This is a genomic window from Helicobacter zhangjianzhongii, from assembly GCF_030249855.1.
In the GTDB taxonomy this organism is placed as follows: domain Bacteria; phylum Campylobacterota; class Campylobacteria; order Campylobacterales; family Helicobacteraceae; genus Helicobacter_B; species Helicobacter_B zhangjianzhongii.
Window position 1 is genome coordinate 1 of the sequence record NZ_JANURN010000010.1, and the last position, 22,129, is coordinate 22,129.

Below are 22,129 nucleotides of genomic sequence, written 5' to 3' on the forward strand. Positions count from 1 at the left end.
GTTTTTTGATAGACACTACCGCCGCTTTGATGAAGGGTATTTATCACAATAGAGCCGGGAGCTTCTTGTATGACTAGCTGGCTATCGGCTCTGTTTTGGTTGAGTGTTTGGATTGTTAGGGAGCTATTAGCATTTGTAGTAAGGCTTAGGCGATCAGCAGCGTTGTTGATAGTATCAATATTGCTGTTGCCGCCTAGCTTTACTTCAAACATTACATCACCGATGACATCAAGGGTTGTAACATTGAGATTGTTGCTATCAACCAAATTGAGCCAAGGAGAATCCCCCTCGCCAACCTTTTTAAGATTGAACACAAGGTGATCCACTCGTGCGTCGTTTGCAAACCAGAATCGTTTGCCACTAAAGCCTCCGGGACGATAGGCAACAGCTACGCTTGCGTAAGTGTAATGCGATACATCTCCATAGACACTTGCATTACCAAAATTCCAATTACCAAGCATCGAACTATTTGTGGCACCTTGTTTATTAGTAGTCTGCCACATAATGTTATAGCAGTTGTTGTAGTGACCACCTGCGCTATGGCGACAGGTTTGTTGATTGAGGCTTTCAACAAGATTATTTGGATCATTTGCAGGTATGGTAGGCGTGCTTGCCGCTGCCATAGAGCTAAGGGCAAAAAAGCATATTAAACTTAATCGTGTAGCCTTGGACTTAGCTAGTTTTTGAGAATCTGTAGGATTTACAGCATTTAGAGAGAGATTATTCCCCCCCCCCCCCCGTTTTTATGAGTATTTAGAGGGCTATTTGTGTTAAGTGTTTCCATAAAAACTCCTTAAAGCAAGAAATCAAAGCCGCGATTATAGCAAAATCAAAAAAAAAAACGGCTTTTTATAATTAGACTAAATATTTACTCTTTGTTTGCGAAAGTTTGTAAAGGGCGTGTAAAAAATATGTCGTGCTTGTAAATGTATCGTAAAAACAACAAGAGATATTTCGCCTAAAGGCTCAATATGACAAGAAAAAGCGTTTTTCAAAAAGTGGATTCTATGGGGATTGGTAGGATTGTGTGCTAGAATCCACTTTTGAAAAACAAAGAACACAAAATACAAAACGAGGATTCTAAGGGCATAAAATATGGAGTTTCTCGCATATCTCACAGAGGGCAATGTCATTGTGTTTTTGCTGCTTTTGCTGCGGTTTAGCGCGATTTTGACATTTTTCCCATTTTTTGACTCTCAGCTTGTGCCTATCTCGGTGCGTGGGGCTATGGCGGTTTTTTTGACCATTGCATTTCTGCCTTTGGCGCATTCAAGCGCGACTATCGCCACTTTGCCTGATTTGCTGCTAGCGGCGTTTATGGAGGTAGCCCTTGGCTTTATGGCATCGCTTGCGCTGCAAATCGTCTTTAACGCGCTGTTTATCGCAGGCGATAGCATAAGCTTCTCTATGGGTATGACTATGGCAAGTGCCTATGATCCATCAAGCGGCAATACCAAGCCCATTATCGTGCAGGTGATTATGCTAAGTGCGCTTGTGCTAGCCCTAATGCTTAATTTTCATCATCTAATTTTGCGCTTTGTGGCTTTCACGCTAGAGATGCTCCCCATAGGGCAGGTAAGCTTCTCGCCAAATCTTGCAAACTACCTTATCCGCGCGTTTGGGAGTATGTTTGCGCTGGGCTTTGCTATGGCGTTTCCGGTGCTTGGGGTGATCTTGCTTGCGGATATTGTCTTTGGTATGATTATGAAGACCCACTCGCAATTTAATCTCTTCTCCTTTGGATTTCCACTCAAAATTGGCATAGCATTTATCGTTGTTATTTTAATCATACCTGGGATTTTGTATCATTTCAAAACAGATTTATATGAAGCGTTTAAGGCGTTAAGCATTGTCTTTTCACGCCATTAGCCTTTGCCATTTACTTACAAGGAAGCACAATGAAACCAAACATAACACTACTACACTATACGCCACTAGAAGTATGCTCACACGCTATACGCACTTGCTGGAGTAGCTTTGATAAAGGTGATTGTGGTGGGGAGAAAGATAGAGAGCTTATCAATCGCGTGGGGAATATATTCAACCACAAATCTACACTAGAACACTTGCAATACACATTTTTCATACAAGGAATATCTCGTGCGTGCCTCCAAGAGCTAGCCCGCCACCGCATAGCTAGCTACTCTGTAAAGTCTAGTAGATACACACTAGCAGAGCTAAAAAGGGCGGATATATCCACACTAGAGAAAGCAAGCAAGTTTATCAAGCTTACAAGCAATGACAAGGTAAATCAAGCGAGCCACAAGGCATTGCAGAATCTAAAGGAGTTGCTACTAGACTCTAGCACCACAAATGATGTAGCTAAATATGCTATGCCAGAGTGCTACTTGACTGAGCTTACTTGGACTATCAATGCAAGAAGCTTGCAAAACTTCCTAACACTACGCACGAGTAAGCACGCCTTATGGGAGATACAAGAGCTAGCATTGTGTATATATGAAGCATTACCACAAGAGCATAAGTATTTGTTTGAGAAGTGTGTGGAGAGTAGCAAAGGAGATGGCGATGTGTAAAAGCTCTATTATAATCCTAGCGGCAGGGGTTGGCAGCAGGATGAAATCAAATAAGCCCAAAGTGCTGCATAGCATTTGTGGCAAGTCGATGATCGCGCGCATCACTGAAGCGGCATTGCAAGTAAGCGATGATGTGCATATCGTGCTACACCACCAAAAAGAAGCCATAGAGGCGCATTTGCGCGAGTATTTTGGAGAGAATGCTTCTATCACAATCCACACGCAAGATTGCCAAAATTTCCCCGGCACAGGCGGCGCGCTAATGCAAGGGTGCGTGAGTGATGAGAAGCTAGAATCTAGCAAAGCCTCTAGCCACCCTAGCCCCAAAGCCCAGATAGATTCTAGTAAGCAGATGTTTGCTGTCAAATATCCGCGCACCTTAGTGCTAAATGGAGATATGCCACTTATCAGCGCAGAATCTATGCGAGCGATTATCTTGATTGATGCTCCCATTGTCCTTAGTGTCTTGGATCTTGAGAATCCCAGCGGCTATGGGCGCGTGGTGCTAGAATCCACATTTGCACACACGCCAAAGGTGCTAAAAATCATCGAAGAAAAAGATTGCGATGAAGCGCAAAAAGCCATAACACTTGTCAATGCTGGGATCTATGCCTTTGATACAGAGCTGCTAGAGCGTAGCCTGCCTAGACTTAGCAATGATAATGCGCAGAGAGAATATTATCTAACCGACATTATCGCGCTAGCTAGAGAACAATGGGATTCAGCTTTGCGCGATAAATCTTTGATTGCATCGCGCGCGCGGCGGTTACATACGCCAAGTATGCGCCCTTGCGCGCGCTCGCAAAGCAAAGATTTCTCATCGCAAATCCTAGAATCCTGCCCCGAGATGGATAAACAAACAAGCGCAATTCCTAGAATCCTAGAAGAAGACAAACAGGCTGGGCGTGAAAAATCCTGCCGCGAGCAACTTCAACTAGAATCCACTTTTGACACCGCCACACTACACGAGCCAGCAAAGGATTCTAGGAGCTTCGCCCAAAATGCTCAAAATGTAGCCACGCCGCAGGCGGAAGGATTTGAGATGAGAAATTGTGGCTTTCAAGGCGGGGGCGAAGGGATTTACCTAGCGGAGAGCCAAGCCCCCGCCGCAGAATCCACGATTTATCGCTCAAAGCCAACGCCCAACACACTAATCGCGCCCTTTTATGGCAATGCGCGCGAGTTTATGGGCGTCAATTCTAAGAGCGAGCTAGCTCAAGCAGAAGCTATCCGCCTACAAGCTCTTAGGCAAAGGGCTATGGATCAAGGCGTGATTATGCGGCTGCCAGAGAGTATTTATCTAGAAGAGTGGGTGGAGTTTGAAGGAGAGTGCGAGGTAGAAAATAATGTCCGCATTTGTGGCAAAAGTGTCATTAAGCATTCCCATATCAAAGCAGGTAGCGTGATAGAAGATAGTGTGATAGAGCATAGCGACATCGGTCCTATGGCGCATATCCGTCCCAAAAGCCATATCTCTCACACACATATAGGCAATTTTGTAGAGACTAAGTCCGCACAGCTAAATGGCGTGAAAGCAGGGCATTTAAGCTATCTTGGGGATTGCGAGATAGGCTCTGGGAGCAATGTAGGGGCTGGGGTAATCACTTGTAATTATGATGGCAAGAAAAAGCATCGCACCATTATCGGGCAAAATGTCTTCATCGGCAGCGATACCCAGCTAGTCGCCCCTGTGGAGATAGAATCTAGCTCAATCATCGGCGCAGGCTCTACAATCACCACAAATGTCAAAAGTGGCGAGCTAGCTCTCTCACGCACCAAGCAAAGCAACATCGCAGGCTTTTTCCACCGCTTTTTTGCCAAGTCTTAGGCTAGTGCTAAGTCGTAGCTAAGTCAAAATCAGCTATCCTAATCGTGCATAAGGGGATATAAGGAGTGCTGATGTTAAAGACTTTCCGTGCGAAGATGATTTTTACATTGATTGTGTTTTTTGTCGTGGGGGTGCTTGGGCTAATCGCCCTGCTGCAAAGCAACTTCAACAAACTTGCCAAAAAAGAATCCACTCACACAGTAAGTATGCTTAGTAAATCTATCTTCTACACAATCCGCGCGGGTATGAATATCGGCTCAAGAGAAGCCATTGAAGCTAGCGTGCAGGACTCTAAATCTATCCCAGGTATCGAAGATGTCAAGATCTATCAAGCTCCAAGCGTGGTGGAGCTCTTTGCCATACAGGAGCCGCTTATCCCCACAGAAGTCGTGCGCAAGGTCTTTGATGGCAAGGAGTCAGTGCTAGAATCTAGCGGAGAGTTTGCTCTGCTCTATGAGCCGCTTATAGCCCAAGATAGTTGCCTTATGTGCCACGCCAATGCGCAAAAAGATGAAGTCCTAGGCGTTATGGAGCTGAAAATCTCGCTCAAAGAGCTGCACGAAGGGATTGTAGAGAGTATGTATTGGGTCATTGGCACAACGGCTGTGGCGTGTCTAATGGCATTGGGCGGGCTGTGGGTGTTTTTTGAAAGGGAGCTTATCGCTCCACTAGGATTTTTACGCGCTATGGCACAGGATCTCACCAGCACCAAAGAGGGCGATCTCACCAAACGCATAGCCATAAAGAGGCAAGATGAAGTAGGGATCACTTCATCATTTTTCAATCGCTTTATAGAAAAAATCCAAAACACCATAAAAATCGCTAAAAATGTCTCCACGGAAAATCTCCAGACTATAAACAATCTCAATGAAATCTCCCTAGAGCTATCCAAAAACTCCTCCATACAAGTAGCACATATCGATACGGTTGGTGTGTTTGCCAAAGATATAGCCCAGCAGACTCAGCAGACTAAAGATGATATTGCCAAAATGGTAGAAAATGTCTCAAACACGCAAAATGCGCTTGATGAGTTTATACAAGATCTAGAATCTGTCGCAAGCAAAATGCAGCAATCAAGCCAAGATCATCAGCAGATTTTTGAAAGTGCGAAAGTCCTTGTAGAAAATGCCGACCAAACGCGCCAAACACTCTCTTTCATAGCAGATATTGCTGATCAAACCAATCTCCTAGCCTTAAATGCCGCCATTGAAGCCGCTAGAGCAGGGGAGCACGGCAGGGGCTTTGCTGTGGTGGCAGATGAGGTAAGAAAGCTAGCGGAGCGCACGCAAAAATCCTTAAACGAAATCTCTGCGATGACAAATGCGAGTGTGCAGAGCATACAAGAAGTAGGAGAAGAGATCCAATCCACCGCGCAAGAAGCCCAGCAAGTCGCAGACCAAGCCCAAGATCTCATCAATAACGCCCACCGCACCAAAGAGCTTCTAGACCAGAGCTTGCAGGCATCTGGCAATATCGCTAAGAAAAATGAAGAAATCTTTGCCAAGACTCTTAGCCTAAGCCAGCAAATGGAAGAAATCATCAAGCTCTCATCGCGCACCAAAGAGCTAGGCAAGCAGGTAGAATCTATCGTGAAAAGCACCGAGCAAAAGACCAAAGAGCTAGATGGCGGGATCTCTGCGTTTAAGACTTAGTGAGTCCTAAGCCCTCCATTTAAAGCCCTCAAGAAAGCTGGCAAAGATATATGGAACATCTCCATAGCTGGTGGTAAGCCTAGATCCGCGCTTGTCGTTGCGAGCGAGCCAAACACCACAGCCCCACCGCAAAGCGAAGTTTCTTTAGAAAACAAGGGATACCGCTTAGGCTGTGCCGATGTTTCTTTAGAAAACAAGTAAAACGCTCGGCGCAAGCCGATGTTTCTTTAGAAAATCCTTAGAATCCCAAAATGACAATAAAAAGTGGATTCTAGGGGGTTTAGGCTTGTTTCATCACTGCTTTGGGATTCTAGCTGCGCAAGCTGAATCCTTGTCAAAAAGTGGATTCTAGTATAAAGCTTCTGCGGCTATAAGTGTGAGATAAGTTTGTGTGGGTGTGGTGGCTTGTGGGGTTCTAGGATAGGGGCTAGAATCTAGGATCTACAAGCTTATCAATGCCTAGCAGTAGCGATCTGCTAGGCACTCTAGGCGCGATATTTGCGTGGGCTTGTCAAGCTCTGTTATCTGCCAAGCAGTGTTGCAAACTGCTTGATTTCATCTTCTTGAGTGGCGATGATTTCTTTAGCGATTTTTGTAATAGTGGCATTATTTGTAATGCTTAGTATCTGCTTTGCTGCATCAATCGCGCCTTGATGATGGGCGATCATAGCTTTCATATACGCGCGCTCTAGCGTTTCATTGCTATCAAGCTTTACCATCTCTTGCATCATTACTTCCATATCGCTTTTGGCTTGTTTGACAAACTGCTGGTATTGCTCTTGCGGTAGTGTCTGCTTAAGCTGCTTTTCATCGCGCAAAAGCTTAGTAAAGTATAGGATCTCTTTTTCTTGTGCTGTGATGATGTTTTGGGCGAGTTGTTTAAGTGTGGGGTTTAGATCCTTGCTTGCGATGAGCTTCTTTGATGAGAGGATCGCGCCTTGGTGGTGAGGGATCATATTTTTGATGAAATCCACATTTACCTCCCCACTCTCTACAAACTCTGTCTCTAGCATTGGGGCGTGCATCGCATCTAGGACTTCTTGTGTGCTGGATTCTAGGGCTTGGGCTGTATGTGTGTGGCTTGGAGTATGTGTGCTGTGATTGGCAGGGTCTGCCATAGATAGCTGGATAAGCATACTAGCGGCTATGCAGGATATGGCTATTTTCTTCATATAAGCTCCTTGTGGTTAAATGGGAGTTGCATTCTAATATCACTTGGCTAATCAATCGCCACGCACGCCTTGCCCCCTAGTCAAAAGATAGAATCTACACTATATTTATCTTGTTGATATTACTAATATAAATAACTTAATACCATAGTAAGAAATAATAAACTATAATCATACCTTGATCGCACAATCAAACGATAGAGCAAAGGATAGTAATGACACATAAAGCGACCCTAGCCACCGCGCTTGTAGCAAGCATAGCTACGCAAGTTTCAGCCACCGCGCAAGAGCCACAAACCCCCCAAGAGACAAAGAGCTTGCAGCCTGTTACTACAATCGCTGCCAAAATCCCCACACCCATAGAGCAAGCCCCAGGCAATACCAGCATAATCAACAAGCACGATATTGCTATCCGCCCTAATTATCGCTTCACCGATACTTTGCGCGGACACGAGGGCGTGCTTCAGCCTAAGGGCAGAGGTATGGAGACCTTTGATGGCGCGATGATTCGCGGGATCAATAATGGTGCGCTGCTAATGGTAGATGGCGTGGTGCTAAATGACATCAATAACAACACCAAAATGCTAACCACAATGCGCGCGCACGACTTAGAGCGCGTGGAAATCACGCGTGGGGCAAGCTCGGCTCTGTATGGTTCAGGCGCGCTTAGTGGGGCTATCAACTTCATCACCGCTATGCCTGATTCGCTCTCTGTGTATGGTAGCCTAGGCTATGGGAATCCATTTAGCCAAAATGGCGCACCAGAGAATTTAACAAACTGGTATCTAAGCATAGGCGATAGCTTTTTTAACAAATCCTTGCGCGTGAAAGCCACTTATGGTGGAAGCTTCTCTAGCGGCTATGCTGCGGATAATGCGTGGGTCAATGCTAGCGGCGATAATGGCATAAGTGGCTTAAGCGGTAGCGTGCCATCGCACAAAACCGATGGCACACCGATTGTGCTTGTGGGCGATATGGGACGCCAGCGATATGCCACACACGATGCAAAAATCAAAGCCCAAGCAGATATTGGCAGTAGTGGCGTGCTAGATGCGTGGGTGCAATACTCTAACTACAACTATATCCACCACCGCCAGCAAAGCTATTTACGCGATGAAAATGGCAATGTCGCGTGGGGTAATGCCACAAGCCCAAACAGCGCACAAGGCAGCGCACCTTATGCGTTTGTCGGCGGTATGGGCAATGAAATCTACAATCAAGTTATCTCCGCACTAAGCTATACACACTACTTTGGCAGCAATGAGTGGCGCACAAGCCTAAATCACACCTATGGCAATGATATTTGGGCTGGTCCTAGCGGCGGGGCTTCGCCCTTTGGCGGAGCTGGGAGCAAGCAAGATCACCACTACAATACACTCAATGTTGAAAGCACTTTTACCCTGCGTTTGTCCCAAGCCCATAGTCTGCTTTTTGGCGTGCAGGAGCGATATAGCGGCTATAAGCAAAATGCCTATAATCTTAGCGATTGGCGCGATTTTGCCTCTAGCACCGCACTTAGCAAGACAATCACCGGGGCGCATAATTTCCTAGGCGTATTTGTGCATTATCAAGCTGCGTGGAGCAAATATTTTAGCACCGGGCTTAGCGGGCGGTGGGATTTATGGCAGGGCTTTAACTACACAGACACCACCAAGCCCAATGCCCCAAATGCTACGCATAATCAATTCTCCCCAAAGCTTTCGCTAAATTTCACGCCCTTTTCTAGCGACTATGCCACGACAATCATCAAGGCTTCAGGGGGTAGCTCATTTCGCGCCCCTACTTTCAACCAAAAATTCCGCGACTATATCCGCAACGATGGCGTCCAGACTTCGGGCAATCCACACCTAAAGCCAGAAGAGCTCTATAGCTATGATATAGGGCTAGAGCAGTCTTTATATCCAAAATCCACTTTTGCCGCGCAGGTAAAAATCTACTACTTTGATAGCTTTTTCACCAATGCCATAACCACCATAGGCAAAAATTTAGAAAACGCCCAAAAAGCCCGCATAAACGGCATAGAGCTATCATATAGGCAAAAGCTTTTTGGCTATGGGGGGCTGTTTGCTAGCTACACACTCTACAATGCCAAACTTACCCAAGATCTCATATCAGGCAGCCAAGTAATAGCAGCGGGCAATCGCCTAGCCGGAGTCCCGGAGCATTCAGGCTATGTGCAGCTCTACTATGATGATGGCAGGCTCTTTGGATCGCTTTCTTGTGAGATGGCAAGCAAGCGGTATAAAGACTTAGATAATGCAAGCCAAAAGGTGTGGGGCGTGTATTCTAGCAGTGATGCTTACTATTTGCTTGATATGCGGCTAGGGTATAGATTCCAGCACCTTGAGCTAAGTGCTAATTTTACCAACTTGCTTGACTACAAATATTACGCCTACTATCGCGCCCCGGGCAGGGCATTTTACCTAGAAGTAGCAAGTAGATTCTAGTGAGTAGCTAGGTGCAATGAGCTTTATGGGGAGTTTGAGAGAGATGATAATAACTACTTCAAATCCCCATATCACGCTAATGTTATCTCTAAGACCAAATCTCTTGCTAGTCCCTTTGTGCCATAAGGGCTAGAATCCCCTCTCTACACGGCTTGCCATTTAGGATTTGCACCACTTCATTGACAATGGGCGTGTAGATGTCTTTGCGCGTGGCGATTGTGTGGATAGCGCGTGCGGTGCGCACTCCTTCAGCTACCTCGCCTATTTCTTCTAGCACGCTTTGCAGCGACTTACCTTGCGCAAGCCCTAGCCCCACGCGGTAGTTGCGCGAGAGTGTAGAGCCAGCTGTCAAAAACAAATCCCCCGAGCCAGAGAGACCTAAAAATGTCTCCGTCTTTGCCCCAAACACTCGCCCAAATCGCTCCATCTCCACAAGCCCACGAGCGAGCAAGGCGGCTTTAGCATTATTGCCAAGCCCTAAGCCATCGCTTATCCCGCCGGCAATGGCTATGACATTTTTGTATGCTCCTGCGATTTCCGCGCCTACTAAATCATCGCCTACATACATTTTCATAAAGCTAGGAAATGCTGTGCTAAAGCTCTGTGCTATGCGCGGATCTTGCGCGTGGATAGCCACGGCACAGGGCAGGCACTGGCGCACTTCTTTGGCGAAGCTTGGACCACTAAGCGCGCAAATATTCTTAGGATCCATAAATTCCGCCGCGATTTGATGCACAAATGCCCCACTTTGCTCCTCTATGCCCTTTGAGGCAAAGAGATAGCGTGCGCGTGGGTTTTTGGGCATTGTGGCAAGGAACTCACGCAGATACGCCACGCTAATGGCGATCACTATAAGCTCCGCTTCGCACGCTTCTTCTAGGCTCACTTGCCTAATGCCAAAGGGTGTCCCCCACTTATCATCTAGCTTGCGCCGTGAAAAGATCCGCACCTCTTGCTTATGCGCTAGAGCAAATGCCAGCGCGCTGCCCCACGCTCCACCACCACATACACTAATCATCATTCCACCTATGTATTGTTTGCTTATATTATAGACAAATTCTAGCGTTTGTGTGATACCTAGCATAGCCGCCTTTACACTAGAATCCACTTTTGTGCTGCGGATCGCCACGCAAGCACTACCGCACTTGCTCGCGATGACAAATTTGGGCTTTTTCTTAGAATCCACTTTTTTGAAAAAGTGGATTCTAGCTTTTGCTCTGTGTTTGCCTGCCCTCCTAAAACTAAGCAGTATTTTAGTGATTTTCAAGTATATTTAACCCTTTTAGCTGAAGACACAAGCCCCAATAGCATAGGAAGCAAAGCCCATAAGGATAAAAGGATTAGGAAGTATGCGACATTTTCTCACACTCAAAGATTTTAGCAAAGCGGAGTTGTATGAGATCATCACGCTAGCTTTTGTGCATAAGCACGCCAAGTCTCATTATAGAGACTTTGTGCCGCCACATTTGCACACAGCTAGCTTGCGCGATAAAAATGTCGCCTTAATTTTTGAGAAGCCCTCTACTCGCACGCGCGTGAGCTTTGAAGCAGGGATCAATCAGCTAGGGGGCAGGGCGATCGTGCTTATGGGCAAAGATACGCAAATCGGGCGAGGAGAGCCGATCAGCGATACAGCAAGAGTGCTTAGCGGTATGGTAGATATGGTGATGGTGCGGACATTTTGCCAAGAGACTTTAGAAGAGCTAGCGCGCTTTAGCACGATCCCTGTGATCAATGGACTCACAGACTCCTACCACCCAGCCCAAGTGCTAGCAGATGTGCTGACAATGCTAGAATGTGGATTCTACCTTGATGACTTTGCTCCCTATTATGCGGAATTTACAGGACATAATCCCAACGCCCCCAAGCCCCCTGCTCGCGTAGGATCCCCCATAGTCGCCTATATCGGTGATGGCAATAATATGGCGCATTCGTGGCTTAATTGCGCGGCGATTTTGGGGCTAGAGTTTCGGCTTGCCACGCCTAAGGGCTATGAAGCTAAAGAGCATATTTGTGCATCTGCCGTAGAGCTTGCCAAGCACTCACAAGCTACAATCACCTATGCCAACGACCCTATTGCAGCAGTTAGAAATGCGCATATCATCATCACCGATACTTGGGTATCAATGGGGCAAGAGGAGCAAAAGCAGCGTAAATTGCGCGATTTTGCAGGCTTTTGTGTTGATAGCACGCTTATGGGCTATGCGGATTCTAAGGCGATATTCTTGCACTGCTTGCCAGCCTATCGCGGCTATGAGGTGAGTGAAGAAGTCATCGAGAGTGCGCAGAGCAAAGTGTGGCTAGAAGCGCACAATCGACTTTATATCCAACAAGGAATTATGCTATGGCTACTAGCTCAAAGCAACTAAACGCAGCGCAGATTTTCCACTCCAATAATCTTGCTAAAGCAAGCAAAATTTCTAGCACACAGATATTGCTTAATTTAGAAAAAGGTGAGTTTAATCCGCAAGAAGCGTGGTTTATCGAAGATGATGAGGGGCAAGAATATGTCGTAATGCCGCAAAATATCTTAAAGCATATTATCGGCATTATCCGCACCGCCCACGAAGAAAAGCTCTACCTAGAGCTATCCCGCGATATTAGTCAAAATATCCCCATAGATTTTGATGATGTGATGGCAGTAGCCCTAGAAAATATAGAGTCCAAACGCCTGCCCGATGGCTCTCTGCCTAAAATCAACACCAAATCCCTAGTAAAGACGATCAAAAAGCAGTATCCAAATCTTTTCTTAACACTGCCAGAGCGATTTCTCTCAAAAGGTATGCGATGAAAGTGGATTCTAGCACTGCCATAGACTTTGCATTTTTGGCACGCTACTCGACCCAAGCCCCACGCTACACAAGCTACCCAACAGCCGTAGAATTTACCCAAGACTTCAGCTATGAAGATTTAAAGCAAGCCTTTCAGCGCAGCGATCAAAGGGCAAAAGTGGATTCTACTCCGCTCTCACTCTATGTGCATTTGCCATTTTGCCGCAGTGCTTGCTACTTTTGCGGCTGCAATGTCATCTACACAAGCAAAGAAGACAAAAAAGACCGCTACATAGCGTATCTACAAAAGGAGCTAGCGATTATATCAAGCCTGCTAGATACGACAAGAGAGGTGGTGCAGCTGCACTTTGGTGGGGGGACGCCGAGCTTTTTTGATGAGAAGCAATTAGCACGAGTGATAGAGCTTGTGCGCAAAAGCTTCCCCAATTTTGCGAGCAATGCAGAGGTGAGCTGTGAGATTGACCCGCGCTATTTCACGCCTAAGCAAATGCAAGCATTGCGTGCAGGTGGGTTTAATCGCCTAAGCTTTGGCGTGCAAGACTTTGATGAAGCAGTGCAAGAAGCGGTGCATAGATTCCAGAGTGTAGAGCTTGTGCAAAGGGCTGTAACAATCGCTAGAAATGCCGGCATTAGCTCGATCAATTTTGATCTTATCTATGGCTTGCCTAATCAAAGTGTGAAAAGCTTTATGCAAACGCTAGAAAAGGTGGTAAGCCTAGATCCAGATCGCCTAGCGATTTTCAACTACGCCCATATCCCGTGGATGAAAAAAACTATGCGCAAAATCGATGAAAACGCCCTGCCAAGTCCAGAAAGCAAGCTTGAGATACTACAATCCACGATTGATTTTCTCACGCAAAAAGGCTTTATGATGATTGGTATGGATCACTTTGCCAAAAAGAGCGATGAGCTCTACCACGCGCTAGAGTCCCACTCTTTGCGCCGCAATTTTCAAGGCTACACGACTCGTGGATTTTCACAGACGATTGGCATAGGGCTGACTTCTATCGGCGAGGGCTATGACTATTACGCGCAAAATACCAAAGACCTAGCCGAGTATGAAAAAGCCATTGATGAAGGCAGGCTGCCGCTAGAGAGAGGCATTAGCCTAAGCCAAGAAGACATACTGCGCAAAAGTGTCATTATGGAGCTTATGAATAATCTATGCATAGAGTTCGCGCCTTTTGCGCAGCAGTGGGGGCGTGATTTTAGGGCGTATTTTGCCAAAGAGCTAGCGCGCCTACAAGAATACATCGAGCTAGGCATTTTGATCCATAATGAAAAGGGGCTTTACACCACGCCCACGGGAGCTATGCTTATCCGCAATATCGCTATGGTCTTTGATACCTACCTAGAGAAATCCCACAAACGCGCCTTTAGTAAGACAATATGATAGATTTTAAAGCAGTTTCTCAAGCGTGTGTGAAATGCGGCAAATGTATCCCTAGCTGCACGATTTATCAAATCCATAGAGAAGAGGTAACTTCACCTAGGGGGTATTTGGATCTCGTAGGGGCGTATGCTAGGGGGGAGCTGCAGCTTGATAAGCTTGCAAAAGAGTATTTTGAGTCCTGCTTTTTATGCACCACTTGCGTGCAGGCTTGTCCATCAAATCTTGGCGTTGATGTAGCCATTGAGCAAATCCGCATAGACATAGCCAAGCAGTATGGGATCGCGTGGTATAAAAGGGCGTATTTTTTCTTGCTAAAACACCGCAAGCTTATGGATATGGTCTTTCGCATAGTAGCCTTTATCTCGCCCTGTGTGTTTAAGCAAGGCAAGCAGGGCAATACTCTGCCCTTTAGCAAGCGCGTGATCTTTCCCTTTGGCAAAAAAAGCTTCCTTAACACTTATAGCGGGCTTATCCCAGCTAGTGCGCCTAAATCCCAGAATCTAGCGCATAATAAAGTGGCGATTTTTATCGGCTGCTTGGCAAACTATAACTACCAAAATGTCGGCATAAGCTTGCTAAAAATCCTAGATAAGCTAGGGATTGACGCGCTTGTGCCAAGCCAAGAGTGCTGCGGTGCGCCGGCGTTTTTCACCGGCGATATTGCAAGTGTGCTAACGCTCATTAAGCGTAATATCGAGTATTTTGAGAGCTTTATTGATGAGGTAGATGCGATCTTAATCCCAGAGGCGACTTGCGCGGCTATGCTTATGCACGATTGGGAAAACGCCCTAAAGCGCGATGAGCAAGCACACACGCTGATCCCGCGTCTGCGCAAGCTTACAAGCAAAATGGCTATGGCAAGCCAGTGGCTCTACCACCACACTACTCTTGCTACCCTGCTAGAATCCTTGAGGGATTCGGCTTGTGGGCTAGAATCCCGCAGCCCCACCATCACCTACCACGACCCCTGCCACGCCAAAAAGGTGCTAAAAATCCACCGCGAGCCGCGAGCCCTGCTAGCAAAATCGCACCGCATTATCGAGATGAGCGAGCCAGATAGATGCTGTGGCTTTGGCGGGGTGAGTATGCAAAGTGATCGCTACAAGCTCACGCTACAAGCCGGCGCACCAAAGGCACAGATGATAGCTAGCACGCAAGCCCACATTGTCAGCGCAGAGTGCAGCGCGTGTAGAATGCAGCTTACCAACTCCCTAGCCCAAGCGCAAGTAAAAGCAAAGTTTATGCACCCCCTAGAGCTAATCGCTAGCGATTTAGACTCTTGCACTTCAGCCCCCCAGCTCTAGCTCCAAAGAGCCGACCCACACCAAAGGACCCCAATGTATCCCCTAAATCTCCCAGAAGAAGAGCTTAAAAACAAATAGGGCGGATTGATTTTTGTATGAAAGTTTTACCATTCAAAATTGATTTCACTTATAAATTAAGTTTATAATGCCTACAATGATAGAATTTGACATAAGATAAAAAATAAAAAGGATAATTTTGACACAAAAAATCAATCAATGCAATTTATTTATTCCTTATGACTCAACAAAAAGGGATATGTTTCTACATAAACTCAAGGGCAAAAATTTAGCCTATAAACGCTATACAAAAAGCCCCTTGCGTTATGGTGGGGGTAAATCTTTGGCTGTGGGGTTAATTTTAGAACAGATTCCTAGTGATACAAAAAGACTTATTAGCCCATTTATCGGCGGTGGGAGCGTGGAAGTAGCAGCAGCTTTAGAGCTTAATATTGAAGTTTTAGCTTTTGATATATTTGATATTTTGGTGAATTTTTGGCAAATTTTATGTAAAGATTCTAACGCACTTTATAATGAGCTTGTAAAGCTTAAACCCACAAAAGAAAATTACGCAAAAATCAAAAATGAGCTAGGTTTATTTTGGAATGAAAGACATAAAAACCCTAACAATAAACCTAAGATAGAGCTAGATTCTCTAACCCTTGCAAGAGATTATTATTTTAATTTTAATCTAAGTTATGGACCCGGATTTTTAGGTTGGATGAGCAAAATCTATGAAGACAAAAATCGCTATTTAAAAGCCTTAGAAAAAATTAGAGATTTTAAAACGCATAATCTTAAAGTAGAAATGGCGAGTTTTGAAGCGGTGTTTGAAAAATATCCTACTGATTTTTTCTATTGCGACCCACCATATTTTTTAGAGGGAGATTCTAAAATGTTTAAAGGAATCTATCCTATGCGAAATTTCCCTATTCATCACAATAGCTTTAATCACGAGCTTTTGGCAAAATGTCTTAAAAACCATAAAGGCAAGTTTGTTTTAAGTTATAATGATTGTGAGTTTGTGCGAGAAGCTTATAAGGATTTTAAAATCTTAAAACCAAAATGGCAATATACAATGGGACAAGGCGAAACAAGAATAGGTAAAAATCGCATTGAAAGGGGCGATATAGACAACACCAAGCAAAGCCACGAGCTTTTGATTATAAAGGAGTGAAATGAAAATAGAACAAGTAAAAACTGCATTTAAAATCGCTGATGTGGAATTTGTAAGTGATAGCACAAAGCTTAATTTTAATTACTTAAAAGATTTAAAAGATGAAAATGGCAAGGTGCTATCACAAAAAATTTTAAGAGAAAATGTAGCTAGAGTGTATCTCATTGTGGTAGATGGTGAGATTAAAAAAATCGGTGGAAGCCAAGCAACAGGTGGAATCAAAAGCACTTTAGAAATTTACAGAGACGGTGGAGTAAATGGGCGACCAAGTATTAGAAGTTTTGGTGTTTGGTATTTTCTCTATCATACGATTTTACAGGGCAAGAAAATAGAATTTTATATGATTTACCAAGAGAATTTTGAAAAAGAAGTGAAAGGATTATTTGGCTTAAAAAAGGTCAAAAATGTTTCCATTTCTTATAAATTTATAGAGCAGTGTTGCGTGGAAGATTATTTAAGTGTGGAAAGCGAACACCCAGAGTGGAATGTGCAAGAGCAAGGAGCAGACTGGCCGCTTGAAATAAAAAACCAACACGCAGAACTTCAAGCCAACGCACAGAGTAGAGAAAAGAAAATTAAACGCAAGGAAGTGAGATTGGAAAGTTAATTTTATCGCTCCAGCCTACACCTTTGATAATGTCAAGGGAAACTTCCCCATAGGCTTTTTAGTATGGGATTTAAGTGGGGCGGAATAAGGCTTAAAAAATTTTTGCTAAAATTCAAGCAAAAAAAGGAGTAGCAAATGACTTTAATACTAGAAAATGTAGATTCTAAACTTTTGCAAGTGATTGAAAGCCTAAAGGGCTTAAAAAGTGATTTAAAGATTATCAAAGAGCTAGAATCTAAAAGCGATTTTGAAAGTGTAAGAGAGCAGTTACAAAGCAAACTACAAGACCCAGAGATTCGCTCAGTATTTGAAAGGCTAAAAGATAAATGAGATATTTAAGCTTACAAGAAGTGCAAAAAATCCACGATGATATGCTAGATGAAATAGGCGGACTAAAAGGGGCAAACCCTAAGCAAATCGCCCTTTTAGATTCTGCTTTAACACAAATCCAAAATGATGACTACTACCCAAGCTTTATAGACAAGCTTACGCATATAATGTTTGCCTGTGTGAAGTTCCACCCCTTTGCAGATGGCAACAAACGCACCGCATTACTTATAGGCGATGCGTTTATAATGCTAAATCACAAAGCCACACCAAAGGACTTTTACCAAAAGCTAGAAGATGTAATTGTAAGCGTAGCAAGTGATGAGATAAGCAAAGATGAGTTAAAACAGATTCTAAGCGATATGCTAAAAGGCGTTGAATGAAAAGCAGCATAACCCTAGATATTTTTGATGAAAATGGGGCGAGTTTAGGGAAAAAGAGATTTTATACAACGCTAGATAAACACAAATCCTTGAATCAATGGTGGGTTAATTTTAAAGATTCTGCAAATGAAATGCTAGGGTTAATTTCAAATTATCCAAGTGATTTTCAAAATCAGCAAAAAGTTTGTTTGCTATTAAAACCCCTAGCAAGATATTGTCTTAATATCACGCAAAATAATCTTATCCCATTTTCTGTCTATTTCTCTGTCCGTCATTGTATCAAAGCCACTTGGATAAATGATAGAGACCAGTTTCTAGCTCCAAATAACAAATGGGAAAAGGACACAGAGTTTCAAAATGACTGCCTTATTTTTATGCTTTTTCACGGACAAAATAGAATCACAAGCAAAGAGGGTATAAACCACTCTTTATCCCTTTTAGCGAAAAAGAGCTTGGTGCAGCCGAAGTCTTTGAATCTCACTTTATGCAAGACTTTTTGCAAGGCAAAATCAAGCAAGAGCAGTCATTGCGAGGCAGTGGCAACGCCACAACGAAGCAATCCAAAAATACAAGCATAGATTGCCACGCCGACAAGTCGGCTCGCAATGACAAAGTAAAATCTAAGCCCCTGCAAACAAGATTATTTAACGATGAGCTAGAATCCTCGTTTATCCCCACAAAGCCACTAGGGTTTAGCGATGAAGCAAAAGAAGTGCTACAAGCAGGAAAAGAACTTTTCAAACACTACCACAAACAAGCAAAAGATGAGAAAAGCTACAATCCAAACGCCGCACTCTATGACATCAAAGCCCACTTTCAAGGCTTTAATGATAAAGGCAAAATGAATCCATCACAAAAAGCTCAAGATGAAGCCTACAAAGAAAGATTAGGCACACTCAACTATGCCCTAAAAAATCTAGCCAAAAAGATAGAAATAAAGGTGTATGAATATGAATTTTTACTGCCATAAACACAAATAGCATTACACCACCACAAAGCGCATATTTGTTTCATACTCTAAAGAATATTCATTTGCTAGTCCTTCTTCTGCGCTAAGATGAAAAGTCCTGCCTTGATAGAAATCTGCTTGACTTTGATGTGTCCATAGCTCTATGCCATTGCCGCTTCTAGCGATACACACATCATTGCTACCAAGTGTAAAATCCTTTTTCGCATAGCATAAGGGCACGGAGCCATCGCAGCAGCCAAAACTTTGATAAAACAAAACCGCTCCGTGCAAGGATTCTAGCTTATCAATGAGAGCTTGTGCTTTGTCATCGATCAACATTTCCATCATATCTCCTTTGATAAAAGCTTGTGATAGGGCTTGTGGTAATTGATAGGGTGGGGTAAGGCTAGGGGGTGTCCCCTAGCTTATGCGTGCAGGGCTTTTAATGCAGCATCATAATCTGGCTCATCGGCGATCTCTTTACAAATTTCTTGATACACCACCTTGCCTTCAGCATTTACGATAAGCACAGCGCGAGTAAGTAAGCCCTCAAACATTCCATCTGTCAGCAATAGCCCATACACCTTACCAAATAGATTATCTTTATAATCACTTAGCATAGAGATATTGCTAATGCCATCAGCTACGCAAAATCGATCTAGTGCAAAAGGTATATCCACCGATACGCACACTATCTCTACATTCGCAAGTGAAGATATCTTTTGATAAAAGGTGCGTGTTTGTGTTTGGCACACGCCTCCATCAATGCTTGGGATAACGCTAATAAGCTGATACTTACCAGTTGCTCCGCCAATTTTATGTGGCGCGAAATCTTTGCCTGTGAGATACACAATAGGAGCAAACTGCCCTACTTCAATAGGCTTGCCATAGAGACTTACCGCTTTTCCTTGTAGTGTTACCATACTAGCTCCTTTAGATAGCTTTGTGCCTGCGCGTCAAGCGCGCAAGCAGTCTTAGGCTCCCATATCAAGGACCATACGCCCTTCAATCTGCCCTTTTCTCATTTTGTCAAAGACTTCATTGACTTGCTCAAGCTTCACAGCTGCACTTACATGCGCTTTTACACGCCCTGTTTGTGCAAACTCAATCGCCTCTTGCAGATCAAGCCTTGTGCCGACAATCGAGCCACGCACGGTTACACCATTAAGGATCATTCCAAAAATTTCAAGAGGGAATTCTCCCGGTGGCAAGCCGTTCATCGCGACAGTTCCGCCTCTTCTAGCGATTTTCACCGCTTGTTCAAATGCTTTAGGCGATACCGCGGTAACTAAAACGCCGTGTGTCCCGCCTTTAGTCTCTTTTCTAATTTTTTCGACAACATCTTCTGTCTTTGCATTTGCTACGACTTCAGCACCATAGCGTTTTGCAAGCTCGAGCTTATCATCAGCGACATCAACTGCGGCAATTCTTAGCCCCATAGCCTTTGCATACTGCACGGCTAGGTGTCCAAGTCCGCCAATACCAGAGATTGTTACCCATTCACCGGGCTTTGCTTCTGTCATCTTAAGCCCCTTATACACTGTAACACCAGCACACAAAATAGGAGCTAGGTCAATGAGCTCTTTATGGCTAAGCTTGGGATCACACACGCCTACATAGTTCGCATCAGCGACTGCATATTCTGCAAAGCCACCATTGACAGAGTATCCACCATTTTTTTGACTCTCACAAAGTGTCTCCCAACCGCCAAAGCAATGCTCGCAATGCCCACAAGCACTATATAGCCAAGGGATCCCAACAATATCGCCAATTTTTAAATGCGTAACGCCATCGCCTAGCTCGACGATTTTGCCAATGCCCTCGTGTCCGGGGATAAGATTTGACTTGGGTTTGATGGGCCAGTCGCCATCGACTGCGTGCAAATCTGTATGGCACACACCACACGCTTCAATTTTGACAAGAACTTCCCCTGCTTTTGGGCGTGGGACTTCAACTTCTTCTATCACTAAAGGCTTGCCAAATTCTTTAGAAACCGCTGCTTTCATTGTTTTTGGAATACTCATAATATATCCTTTCATTTAAGTGTATGGATTAAAAAAATCCAAGTTTGTTGATAGAGTAGCTCACTAGCACATTTTTTGTTTGCTGATAATGCTCTAGCATCATCTTGTGTGTTTCTCTACCGATTCCAGACTGCTTATATCCACCAAAGGCTGCGTGTGCGGGGTATGCGTGGTAGCAATTTGTCCATACACGCCCTGCTTGTATGCCTCTGCCAAAGCGATAGGCTCTGTTAATATCCCTTGTCCAAACCGCACTGCCCAAGCCATAAATCGTGTCATTAGCGATTTCTAGGGCTTCGCGATCGTCTTTAAAGGTTGTTACCGCTAGCACAGGACCAAAGATTTCTTCTTGGAAGATTTTCATCTTATTGTGCCCTTTAAAGATAGTGGGCTTAATGTAGCAGCCATTTGCTAGCTCGCCTCCTAGGTTATTCCTCTCCCCGCCGATGAGGCATTGCGCACCTTCTTGCTTCCCTGCTTCAATGTAGCTAAGGATTGTTTTGACTTGATTTTCATCAACTTGTGCGCCCATCATCGTATCAGCGTGCAAAGGATTGCCTATTTTTATGGCTTCCACGCGTTTTAAGACCTTTTCCATAAATTTGTCATAAATCTTTTCGTGGATTAAGGCGCGACTTGGGCAGGTGCAAACTTCTCCTTGATTAAAGGCAAATAGCACCAAGCCTTCAACGGCTTTATCCAAATACTCATCTTCGTGTTCAAACACATCTTCAAAGAAAATATTTGGCGATTTGCCGCCAAGCTCTAGTGTGCAGGGGATAATGTTTTCTGTGGCAAACTGCATAATTTGTCGCCCAACACCAGTAGAGCCTGTAAATGCAACTTTGGCGATGCGTGGATTAGTCGCAAGAGCTTTTCCAATCTTGCCTCCACTTCCATTGACGATATTTACAACTCCTTCAGGCAGCAAGTCCGCAATCACATCAAAAAGCACCAAAATGCTCGCTGGTGTGGGGCTTGCTGGCTTTAGCACGACACAATTTCCTGCTACTAAGGCTGGAGCTAGCTTCCACGCTGCCATTAGGATAGGAAAATTCCAAGGGATAATCTGCCCTACAACGCCCAAAGGCTCGTGAAAATGATATGCCACTGTGTCATTATCAATCTCACAAATGCTACCTTCTTGCGCTCTAATGCACCCTGCAAAATAGCGGAAATGATCCACTGCTAAGGGAATATCGGCATTTAGCGTTTCTCGAATAGCCTTGCCGTTATCCCAAGTTTCTGCATAGGCGATTTTCTCTAAATTTGCCTCAATCCTATCAGCGATTTTTAGCAAGATATTAGATCGCTCCGCCGGACTTGTCTCGCCCCATTTTTGCCTAGCCTTATGTGCGGCATCTAACGCTAGCTCTATATCCTCCTCGCTTGATAGCGGGACTTTACAAAGTGTCTTGCCATTGATAGGGCTTTTGTTGTCGCTATACGCGCCTTTCACAGGAGCAACCCATTTGCCGCCAATGAAGTTTTCATACTGCGGTTTAAACACATTGCTGATGTTTTCGTATTGACTCATTGTGCACCT

General features: G+C 44.5%; 21 protein-coding genes and 2 pseudogenes. 16 read left to right on the plus strand and 7 right to left on the minus strand.

What is annotated here, in order from left to right; genetic code table 11:
- On the minus strand, positions 1-623 hold a 623-nt coding region (locus NYG90_RS09260; RefSeq protein WP_285264973.1), incomplete at its 3' end, for a hypothetical protein.
- 472 nt (positions 624-1,095) lie between these two features.
- Between NYG90_RS09260 and fliR the strand changes: the two genes are divergently transcribed.
- From fliR to NYG90_RS09285, 5 genes and pseudogenes are all read left to right on the plus strand, one after another.
- Positions 1,096-1,869, plus strand: coding sequence for a flagellar biosynthetic protein FliR (fliR, locus tag NYG90_RS09265; protein WP_115011210.1), 774 nt, complete (start codon positions 1,096-1,098; stop codon positions 1,867-1,869).
- Positions 1,870-1,898: 29 nt separating this feature from the next.
- Positions 1,899-2,534 (plus strand): FAD-dependent thymidylate synthase, encoded by a 636-nt coding sequence (thyX, locus tag NYG90_RS09270; protein WP_285264974.1) that lies wholly within the window; start codon positions 1,899-1,901, stop codon positions 2,532-2,534.
- A pseudogene (locus tag NYG90_RS09275) lies at positions 2,527-2,955 on the plus strand (NTP transferase domain-containing protein); the annotation flags it as partial. The gene thyX and the pseudogene NYG90_RS09275, both read left to right, overlap by 8 nt.
- A 756-nt stretch (positions 2,956-3,711) precedes the next feature.
- Positions 3,712-4,362 (plus strand): annotated as a pseudogene (gene glmU, locus NYG90_RS09280) (bifunctional UDP-N-acetylglucosamine diphosphorylase/glucosamine-1-phosphate N-acetyltransferase GlmU); the annotation flags it as partial.
- A gap of 71 nt (positions 4,363-4,433) precedes the next feature.
- Positions 4,434-6,014, plus strand: a complete 1,581-nt coding sequence (locus NYG90_RS09285; RefSeq protein WP_285257657.1) for a methyl-accepting chemotaxis protein — start codon at positions 4,434-4,436, stop codon at positions 6,012-6,014.
- A 521-nt stretch (positions 6,015-6,535) separates the two neighbouring features.
- Here NYG90_RS09285 and NYG90_RS09290 read toward each other — a convergent pair.
- Positions 6,536-7,186 carry a DUF305 domain-containing protein gene (locus NYG90_RS09290; RefSeq protein WP_285257656.1) on the minus strand — a complete coding sequence of 217 codons (651 nt, stop codon included), beginning with the start codon at positions 7,184-7,186 and terminating at the stop codon, positions 6,536-6,538.
- A gap of 212 nt (positions 7,187-7,398) precedes the next feature.
- Between NYG90_RS09290 and NYG90_RS09295 the strand changes: the two genes are divergently transcribed.
- A complete protein-coding gene (locus NYG90_RS09295) occupies positions 7,399-9,630 on the plus strand; it encodes a TonB-dependent receptor (protein WP_285264975.1) in 2,232 nt (743 codons plus the stop codon).
- Between the two features lie 106 nt (positions 9,631-9,736).
- Here the strand turns inward: NYG90_RS09295 and NYG90_RS09300 are convergent, their stop codons facing one another.
- Positions 9,737-10,651 carry an NAD(P)H-dependent glycerol-3-phosphate dehydrogenase gene (locus NYG90_RS09300; RefSeq protein ID WP_285257661.1) on the minus strand — a complete coding sequence of 305 codons (915 nt, stop codon included), beginning with the start codon at positions 10,649-10,651 and terminating at the stop codon, positions 9,737-9,739.
- 328 nt (positions 10,652-10,979) lie between these two features.
- Between NYG90_RS09300 and argF the strand changes: the two genes are divergently transcribed.
- The 10 genes from argF (at position 10,980) to NYG90_RS09350 (ending at position 18,580) form a co-directional block, all read left to right on the plus strand.
- Positions 10,980-11,999 carry an ornithine carbamoyltransferase gene (gene argF / locus NYG90_RS09305; RefSeq protein ID WP_285257654.1) on the plus strand — a complete coding sequence of 340 codons (1,020 nt, stop codon included), beginning with the start codon at positions 10,980-10,982 and terminating at the stop codon, positions 11,997-11,999.
- Complete coding sequence (locus tag NYG90_RS09310; protein WP_115011218.1) at positions 11,975-12,421, plus strand: DUF2603 domain-containing protein; 447 nt, start codon at positions 11,975-11,977, stop codon at positions 12,419-12,421. Before argF ends, NYG90_RS09310 begins: the two co-directional genes overlap by 25 nt.
- Positions 12,418-13,815 (plus strand): oxygen-independent coproporphyrinogen III oxidase, encoded by a 1,398-nt coding sequence (hemN, locus tag NYG90_RS09315; protein WP_285257653.1) that lies wholly within the window; start codon positions 12,418-12,420, stop codon positions 13,813-13,815. Before NYG90_RS09310 ends, hemN begins: the two co-directional genes overlap by 4 nt.
- Complete coding sequence (locus NYG90_RS09320; protein WP_285264976.1) at positions 13,812-15,119, plus strand: (Fe-S)-binding protein; 1,308 nt, start codon at positions 13,812-13,814, stop codon at positions 15,117-15,119. The genes hemN and NYG90_RS09320 overlap by 4 nt, the downstream gene beginning before the upstream one ends.
- Positions 15,120-15,375: 256 nt before the next feature.
- Positions 15,376-16,293 (plus strand): DNA adenine methylase, encoded by a 918-nt coding sequence (locus NYG90_RS09325; protein WP_150336999.1) that lies wholly within the window; start codon positions 15,376-15,378, stop codon positions 16,291-16,293.
- 1 nt (position 16,294) lies between these two features.
- Positions 16,295-16,900 (plus strand): GIY-YIG nuclease family protein, encoded by a 606-nt coding sequence (locus NYG90_RS09330; protein WP_150336969.1) that lies wholly within the window; start codon positions 16,295-16,297, stop codon positions 16,898-16,900.
- 135 nt (positions 16,901-17,035) lie between these two features.
- On the plus strand, positions 17,036-17,230 hold the full coding sequence (locus NYG90_RS09335) for a hypothetical protein (RefSeq protein WP_115011222.1): 195 nt from the start codon (positions 17,036-17,038) through the stop codon (positions 17,228-17,230).
- Positions 17,227-17,610, plus strand: coding sequence for a type II toxin-antitoxin system death-on-curing family toxin (locus tag NYG90_RS09340; RefSeq protein ID WP_285264977.1), 384 nt, complete (start codon positions 17,227-17,229; stop codon positions 17,608-17,610). The genes NYG90_RS09335 and NYG90_RS09340 overlap by 4 nt, the downstream gene beginning before the upstream one ends.
- Positions 17,607-18,188, plus strand: coding sequence for a hypothetical protein (locus tag NYG90_RS09345; protein WP_285264978.1), 582 nt, complete (start codon positions 17,607-17,609; stop codon positions 18,186-18,188). Before NYG90_RS09340 ends, NYG90_RS09345 begins: the two co-directional genes overlap by 4 nt.
- Positions 18,137-18,580 (plus strand): hypothetical protein, encoded by a 444-nt coding sequence (locus NYG90_RS09350; protein WP_285257649.1) that lies wholly within the window; start codon positions 18,137-18,139, stop codon positions 18,578-18,580. Before NYG90_RS09345 ends, NYG90_RS09350 begins: the two co-directional genes overlap by 52 nt.
- Before the next feature lie 12 nt (positions 18,581-18,592).
- Here NYG90_RS09350 and NYG90_RS09355 read toward each other — a convergent pair whose 3' ends face one another.
- The 4 genes from NYG90_RS09355 to exaC form a co-directional block, all read right to left on the minus strand.
- The gene (locus NYG90_RS09355) at positions 18,593-18,904 is read right to left on the minus strand and encodes a DUF779 domain-containing protein (protein ID WP_181814173.1); all 312 of its coding nucleotides are present in this window, start codon (positions 18,902-18,904) and stop codon (positions 18,593-18,595) included.
- Positions 18,905-18,984: 80 nt separating this feature from the next.
- Positions 18,985-19,482, minus strand: coding sequence for a thiol peroxidase (gene tpx / locus NYG90_RS09360; protein WP_285257648.1), 498 nt, complete (start codon positions 19,480-19,482; stop codon positions 18,985-18,987).
- Between the two features lie 51 nt (positions 19,483-19,533).
- The gene (gene adhP, locus NYG90_RS09365; protein WP_220176688.1) at positions 19,534-20,583 is read right to left on the minus strand and encodes an alcohol dehydrogenase AdhP; all 1,050 of its coding nucleotides are present in this window, start codon (positions 20,581-20,583) and stop codon (positions 19,534-19,536) included.
- Positions 20,584-20,611: 28 nt separating this feature from the next.
- Positions 20,612-22,120: an acetaldehyde dehydrogenase ExaC gene (gene exaC, locus NYG90_RS09370; RefSeq protein ID WP_285257647.1), complete on the minus strand. Its 1,509-nt coding sequence runs from the start codon at positions 22,118-22,120 to the stop codon at positions 20,612-20,614.
- Between the last annotated feature and the right edge of the window lie 9 nt (positions 22,121-22,129).